The sequence below is a fragment of the Roseobacter sp. YIN89 genome, assembly GCF_057219365.1.
Map to the genome: position 1 here is coordinate 1 of NZ_JBXVVD010000009.1, position 6,241 is coordinate 6,241.

The 6,241-nt window shown below is 52.2% G+C and carries 7 protein-coding genes; 1 reads left to right on the plus strand and 6 read right to left on the minus strand.

Annotated features, from left to right (window positions below; translation table 11 throughout):
- Positions 1–279 precede the first annotated feature (279 nt).
- Positions 280–801, plus strand: coding sequence for an outer membrane beta-barrel protein (locus AC2D8V_RS20205; protein ID WP_484735404.1), 522 nt, complete (start codon positions 280–282; stop codon positions 799–801).
- A 582-nt stretch (positions 802–1,383) separates the two neighbouring features.
- On the opposite strand, the gene AC2D8V_RS20210 is transcribed toward AC2D8V_RS20205, so the two are convergent.
- From AC2D8V_RS20210 to AC2D8V_RS20235, 6 genes are all read right to left on the minus strand, one after another.
- Positions 1,384–1,794, minus strand: coding sequence for a universal stress protein (locus tag AC2D8V_RS20210; RefSeq protein ID WP_484735405.1), 411 nt, complete (start codon positions 1,792–1,794; stop codon positions 1,384–1,386).
- 76 nt (positions 1,795–1,870) lie between these two features.
- A complete protein-coding gene (locus tag AC2D8V_RS20215) occupies positions 1,871–3,199 on the minus strand; it encodes a TRAP transporter large permease (RefSeq protein WP_484735406.1) in 1,329 nt (442 codons plus the stop codon).
- An 11-nt stretch (positions 3,200–3,210) separates the two neighbouring features.
- Complete coding sequence (locus AC2D8V_RS20220) at positions 3,211–3,723, minus strand: TRAP transporter small permease (protein WP_484735407.1); 513 nt, start codon at positions 3,721–3,723, stop codon at positions 3,211–3,213.
- Positions 3,724–3,839: 116 nt separating this feature from the next.
- Positions 3,840–4,988 (minus strand): TRAP transporter substrate-binding protein, encoded by a 1,149-nt coding sequence (locus AC2D8V_RS20225; protein WP_484735408.1) that lies wholly within the window; start codon positions 4,986–4,988, stop codon positions 3,840–3,842.
- Between the two features lie 28 nt (positions 4,989–5,016).
- Positions 5,017–5,202: a hypothetical protein gene (locus AC2D8V_RS20230; protein WP_484735409.1), complete on the minus strand. Its 186-nt coding sequence runs from the start codon at positions 5,200–5,202 to the stop codon at positions 5,017–5,019.
- Between the two features lie 688 nt (positions 5,203–5,890).
- Positions 5,891–6,241: hypothetical protein (locus AC2D8V_RS20235; protein WP_484735410.1), on the minus strand; the 351-nt coding region annotated here is incomplete at its 5' end.

Here is a 6,241-nt window from a genome sequence, read left to right on the forward strand (position 1 = left end):
TCAACTCGAACAAATTTCAAACTCAACCGCGCCGTCGCTCTTGCCGAATGGCGCCAACTCGGCGCGGCATAAGGATCAGCCTTACTGTCCTTGCAGAGACGAGTTCGAATTGGTCTGACAGCACCTCCAGCCAGTTATCAGAAGATGCCGTTGCAGAAATGTGATCCAACGAAAAAACCGGCGCGCAAGGTGCGTCAGCATCCTTAAACATGATATAATTTCGCGTGGAAACTTGAACATGGCGGTTTCCTTTAATGAAAAGCGAGCATGGAGAAAACAATGACAAGGTATCTGGCGATCAGCGCGGCGCTTCTGGCATTCTCGGCGAATTCAGTACTGGCGGAAGACTGGACCGGTTTCTATGCCGGTGCCGGTATAGGAAATATCGAAGTAGATCCCAGCGGCGGCGGTAACAAAGACGACGACCTGAGTTATGGACTTCACGCGGGATACAGATACGACACCGGTCAATGGGTCTTTGGCGGCGAATTCGAATACGACTGGACGGACGTCGAGCTAGATCCCGACATCTCCGTGGATAGCGTCATGCGCTTGAAGGCAATTGCCGGCTATGACTTCGGACAGTGGTTGGGGTATCTAGCCGTGGGCGCTGCGGAAGTGGATGTCGATGGTCTGGGCGATGAATGGGGTGAATTCTTCGGCTTCGGTGCTGCATATGCCGTGAGTTCCCAGACGATTATAAGTTTGGAACTGCTGGAGCATAACTTCGGCGATATCGATGGCTCCGACGTTGATGCCGATGCTTGGAGCGTCAACCTGAGAGCATCTTGGAGGTTCTAAGACCCAGTCCCGCATTTGCTTAGGCTTGTGGCTTTGAACAAGCCGTGAGCATTTCTTCCAATTACCAGAAGTCGAATGCCTTCCATTGGACATGTACTGCTGAGCGGCGATCGACGTCGAGTTGTACAAAATCGTTTTCGATGATCGAGGGTACGTCATTTGGCAGCAAAACGATTTGTCGCAGCTAAGGGTAGGATTGTCCGCAGAGTGGAATTAGACCGATTTTCCGTCAGTGCCCGCTCTTGTGGTAAGCAGCCATTCAGTGCGAAGACTTCGAGTTTTTGGTCGTGAATGGCGGCTTAACGCGAGACTGCAGACACTCACCAAAATTCGGCGAAGGACCGCTCGGAGCCCATACGCGACCTATGTTTTTCGCGCAGCATGGGCCCAAAAGGGCGGACAGCGGTCATTCTCGGCAGATACTAGTTGGCTGGATGTTATGGGCGGAAGACAACATCTCAATTGCCACGACTCAGCTCTATTCCTGGCTGTGCCGCAAGTTAGCTTGGAATCCTTAGTGGACTGTGCAGAACTGTTGGGAACGCAGAAACAGATTAGGGGTGGTCAGAATTTCGGCGTCTTTCACGAAGTCCGGCAAACATGTACCGCGCACGGAGCATGCCGCACCACTCGCGCTGCTGTAGATCCAAGCAAATAATCACTTAATCCGGGTTTGTGCGATCCAATCACGATGCAATCGATGTCGTTTGCCTCCGCGTAGTCAATGATGCTGCGATACGCGTGTCCCACAACGAGTTCAGTTGTCACGCCAGTCAGATCGCTTGTCTTTGCTCGCAATTTTACTTCTGCATTTTGCTGGGCTTCACGAACCGCGTCTTCAGTGAGATATGCAGCAACCGAACCTTGCAACGCTTCATGAATGTGGATCGCGGTTATTTTGCCGTGTTCACCCGCCAAAGTCCGGGCAACGCTCAAAGTTTGTGGAGAGACGTCGTGATCGAGAGCCATGGGTACCAGGATGTTTTTGTACATGTGACCTCCAGATTTTGAAAAAGTGCCGCGCCGCCACTTTTACTCAATTGTGGCGACCCAGCGTGTTTGTGCCAGTCTATTTGTAGATTTCCGGCAAAAAAGTTGTCGACACCGCCGGCACGTAGGCGATCAGGATGACCACCACGAACATGCACAACACAAATGGAACAGCGCGTGCAGCGATCTTGAGTATCGACTCTCCGGTAATGCCTGACACAACAAACAAGTTGAGACCCAAAGGTGGAGTAATAAAGCCGACACCCAGAGCCGTGATCATCATGATACAGAACTGAATCTCGTTCATTCCAATGTTGTCGGCCAGTGGTTTGAGGATTGGTGCGAGGATCACGATATTCGGAGTCGTTTCCATGACACAGCCCGCAGCAATAAGAATGCCGATCATGAGCAAGATCAGCAACCATGGCTCGTCCGTGAGGCTCGTCACTGACGTGACAAATCCCTGCGGCACGCCCATGATCGCCAGCGCTTCGGCCAGCGGAGCCGAGAAAGCGATAATCGGCAAGATCACCCCGTTTACTTTGGCCGAGCTGACGAGCATGGCTGGAAAGTCCGCAAAGGACAGCGTGCGCAGTATGAACCCCATAATGATGGTCACAACCACGGCAGTCGCGCCAGCTTCTGTCGGAGTCAAGCGCCCCGAAAAGATGCCGTAGAAAATGATGCCGGGCACAATGAAAGCATACCAGCCGGATCTGAGCGCGCGGCCAAGGTTCGAAAACCATTCGCCTGCGGTCATCGTGCCGCCACCCTCATAGTTGTAAATGCGGTTTACAATCAGGTTGGTGATAAGAATCGAAAACAAGATACACAGGCCAGGAATAAGCGCTGCCAAAAACAAGGTGGAGGCCGAGATTCCCAGAACCAAACCGATGATGATATAGGCAATGGAAGGTGGGATCAGAATACCGGTACAGGCACCGGCGGCAACCAAGGCGCATGCATATGGTCGTGGGTATCCACTTTCGACGAGGCGAGCGATGGTCATACGACCAACCGCAGCAGCGCCTGCCGCATCAGAGCCGGAAATCGCCGCGAACATGCCGCAGACAAGCACCGTTGCAGAACCGAACCCCCCTTTGGCAAAGCAGGTAAGCGCCTCTGCCACGTCGAGGAATTTTCGACTGAGCCCGGTTCGTACAAGGACGTCGCCGGTCAGAATGAAAAGCGGGACCGCCGTCAGCGCAAAGGCGTCGATGCCTGTAAACAGCTTTTCTCCCACCAAACTAAGCGGCAGATCCCCTGACATGACGAGCATCGCGATTGCCGCCGTTCCGATGGCTGCCCAGACAGGCACCGCCAGTGCAATCAGAGCGACAAAGACAAGAACCGGTATGTAGAAATCCCAGCCCAGTTCGACCGTTTGGTTAACTTGTTGCCAAAGCATGAGACTGGTCCTTAATCGAAGAGAGTGTCGCCTTCGAATACCGGCTTGCCGGTACGAAGGGAGTCAATGTCGCGTTTGAAAGACTGCAGCAAGCGCCAGATCATGAGGGCAAAGCCCGCTGGCACCGCCATCAAAAACCACACTTTGGAAATACGCAGCCCGTCGGTCACGGAGCCAAATTTTGCCGAAATGTGCACCGCTTCCCACGACCAGTAGAGCGCAATTACTGCAACGAAGAACATAATCAGATCGCCGAAGATATAAAGGAGCGCTTTGGCACGCGGCGGCAGGTAGTGCATGATCACATCAATACGTATGTGAGCACGCTCTTTGACCGCGGCGGCGGCACCAATCCAAGCAAGGTAGATGAAGGAATAGCGTACGATCTCTTCTCCCCATATTGAAGAGTAAGAGAAGATTTCCCGCCGCAGCACTTCGATCGCCATCGTGATTACAAGCATCACGTAGAAAGTTAGCAAGAGCCAGCGTTCGGCATTCCGGTCTATGTGACGCAGTGTTTCCATTTCGGCTTCCAATGTATGGCTATATCTCGGTTTCGGCGCGCTTGGCCGGCCGGGTGACACAGCTCAGTCATCCGAGAAAAACGGGTGCCTAAAGAGGCACCCGTTGAGTTCTGTGATTATGCGTCGTGGACGAAGTATTTGCCTAGGGTGCCGGCAGCTTCTTCCATCTTGGCGAAGTTTTCCATCGACCCCGCGAGATCGACTTTGAACTCGTCCCATTCGGAACGCTGGAAGCCGCCGGCTTCCTTCCACTCGCCCAGTTGGTCTTCGCTCAGGCTGTGGAATTCGACACCCGCTTTGGTCAGTTCCGCCATCGCGTAGGCGCGCGCGGATGGGACTTTGGCAAGGTTCTGGTGCGCAGTCATTTCAGCGCCCCACATGATACCCTCTTGCACGTCGGCAGGCATCGAATTGAACCACTCCAGGTTACAGGAGTACACTTGGCTGTCCGGCACGGCCTGAGTGAAGGTCACATGGCTAAGGATTTCGCCGAAGCCAAACACGTGCAGAGCGCCGACCGATGGATCAAGAGCATCTGCAACGCCCTGCTTGATTGCAGAAGGTGTTTCGCCCCATGCAACCGGTGTCGGGTTCGCGCCGACCATTCGGTAGTACTGTTGCAGCATCTTGGAGCCTGGTACCCGGAACTTAACACCGGCAAGATCGCCAGGTGTGATGACCGCACCAGCACCACCTTTGCGCACGGCAACGACACGCGGATCGATATTCACATAGAAGAGTGCCTTGAAACCGTTCTCTTCGACTTTCGGCTCAACCGTGGATTTCCAGAAATCCGACGTTACAAGGTTCGTGAAACGCTGGTTGGAGCCACAGAGATATGGCATGTTGATAAGGTCAACCGTGGATGCAAACGGAGCGAAGTTGGACAGCGAGTGCTGAGCCGCCTGAATTGTTCCACCTTGCACAGCTTGAACAAGCGCGCCACCGGCACCTAATTGGCCACCCGGCGCGAGTTTCACGTACACTTTGCCGTTAGTAGCGTTTTGGATGTTCTCTTTCAGGTCCAACTGCATGATCGGGTAGCCGCGTGACGCTCCAAGAACATAGGCCGTGCCGATGATCATTATGTGCTCTGCAGCCTTTTCGCGCTCGCGTTCTTCGTTCGCGGATTGAGCCGCAGCCTCGGTCGACCAAAGCGTCCCTGCCGCACCTGCAACTAGCGCGGCAGTGAAGCTGCCTGTAGATGCAAGTTTCAAAAAGTTCCGGCGTTCGGCCGAAGCCAGCCCTTTGCGATCTTCATTCATTTATTTTCCTCCCATGGAAATTTTTGTATCAGCTGTCGGTGTCGTTTTTCCGCTTAGCCTCTTTTTTCAGAATTGCGATGACGAACAGGATCGACGCTGCAAACAAAACCAGCATTTCTCCCACATCTCCCAAAATTGGGCTCCTCGTGTAAGCACCTAAGGCAACATTGGCGAAGTAGACGATGAAGACACACAGTGACGCGAATAGGTACATTATCTATCTCCAGTATCAGTTCGGCTTCATTGTAAGCGCTTACATAGGCAGCGATGAATTACCCGTCATCAACAACTGTAAGCGCTTACAGGCGATTCGTGCAAGCGCTTACAATTGATTGGTGCAAATTCCGACTGAACCTGCCGGATGGTAGAGTGTGCTTCAATTCCTGACTGTGGCTCCAGGGTAAGAGCCAAAAAGCAAAACGTAGTCCAATTAATCCTTGCGCAGTCGCTTATTACTGACTTGATTGGCAATAACGCGCCAACTCGATGCGTGAAGTTCAGAAGGGCTTGTAAGATAACGTCCAGCTAACTCCCTTTAGCTGGACGTTATCCTTTGAGGCTAAGTAGGTGTAGCTTGGCCGTACCGTTCCATCACAAATTCCAATCAGGAGGACACGTGCGGCTTTCTGCATATAAACGACAGTTTTGACCGCAAACGGTAAACTCACCTGAAATCTCATTTCGCGTCCGTAACGAACCGCTTGTTCAGATGGCCGCAGCGCGGCAACGCTTAAGTCGAGTGAACGACCAAATTGGGCTGTATGCAGTCATCGCAACTAGCTGACTAATTGGCAGGTTTGTCCCGCAGAGCGGAAGTAAACCGATTTTCCGTCAGTGTCCGCTTTTGGGGCAAGCAGTCGTACCCACTCTAAGAGTGAAAAACTTATACAAAAAATCTGTCGTTAAGGCTTATCAGACGCTTTTTCGGCTGCATCAAGTGCAGCTAAGAATGCCGCCCGCCATGTTTGGATATTGTTAGAGTTAAGGTCATTCTCTCTTAGATATTGTGCGCCCTGTCTCTTTTTTTTGGCCTTGTCATATTCCTTGACGTGTTTGATCTTGGTTGCATCGGACCAGCTTCTCTTACTGCCTTTAGATTGCTTTGTTTCTTCCTTTTGTAATGGAAGTGTATCGCCATAAATCTCTGACAATAACTTTACTTCAACATCCGGTTCCTTTTCCCGCAGGTAGCCTTTGAAATCATCTTCGAACTCTTCAAACCTATCGGTTACCTCATCCATTGTTTTCTTCAG

Excerpts from the sequence above, each read along its gene's own strand:
- AC2D8V_RS20205 (WP_484735404.1), top strand. The coding sequence starts at position 280 with ATGACAAGGTATCTGGCGATCAGCGCGGCGCTTCTGGCATTCTCGGCG.
- AC2D8V_RS20210 (WP_484735405.1), bottom strand. The coding sequence starts at position 1,794 with ATGTACAAAAACATCCTGGTACCCATGGCTCTCGATCACGACGTCTCT.
- AC2D8V_RS20215 (WP_484735406.1), bottom strand. The coding sequence starts at position 3,199 with ATGCTTTGGCAACAAGTTAACCAAACGGTCGAACTGGGCTGGGATTTC.
- AC2D8V_RS20220 (WP_484735407.1), bottom strand. The coding sequence starts at position 3,723 with ATGGAAACACTGCGTCACATAGACCGGAATGCCGAACGCTGGCTCTTG.
- AC2D8V_RS20225 (WP_484735408.1), bottom strand. The coding sequence starts at position 4,988 with ATGAATGAAGATCGCAAAGGGCTGGCTTCGGCCGAACGCCGGAACTTT.
- AC2D8V_RS20230 (WP_484735409.1), bottom strand. The coding sequence starts at position 5,202 with ATGTACCTATTCGCGTCACTGTGTGTCTTCATCGTCTACTTCGCCAAT.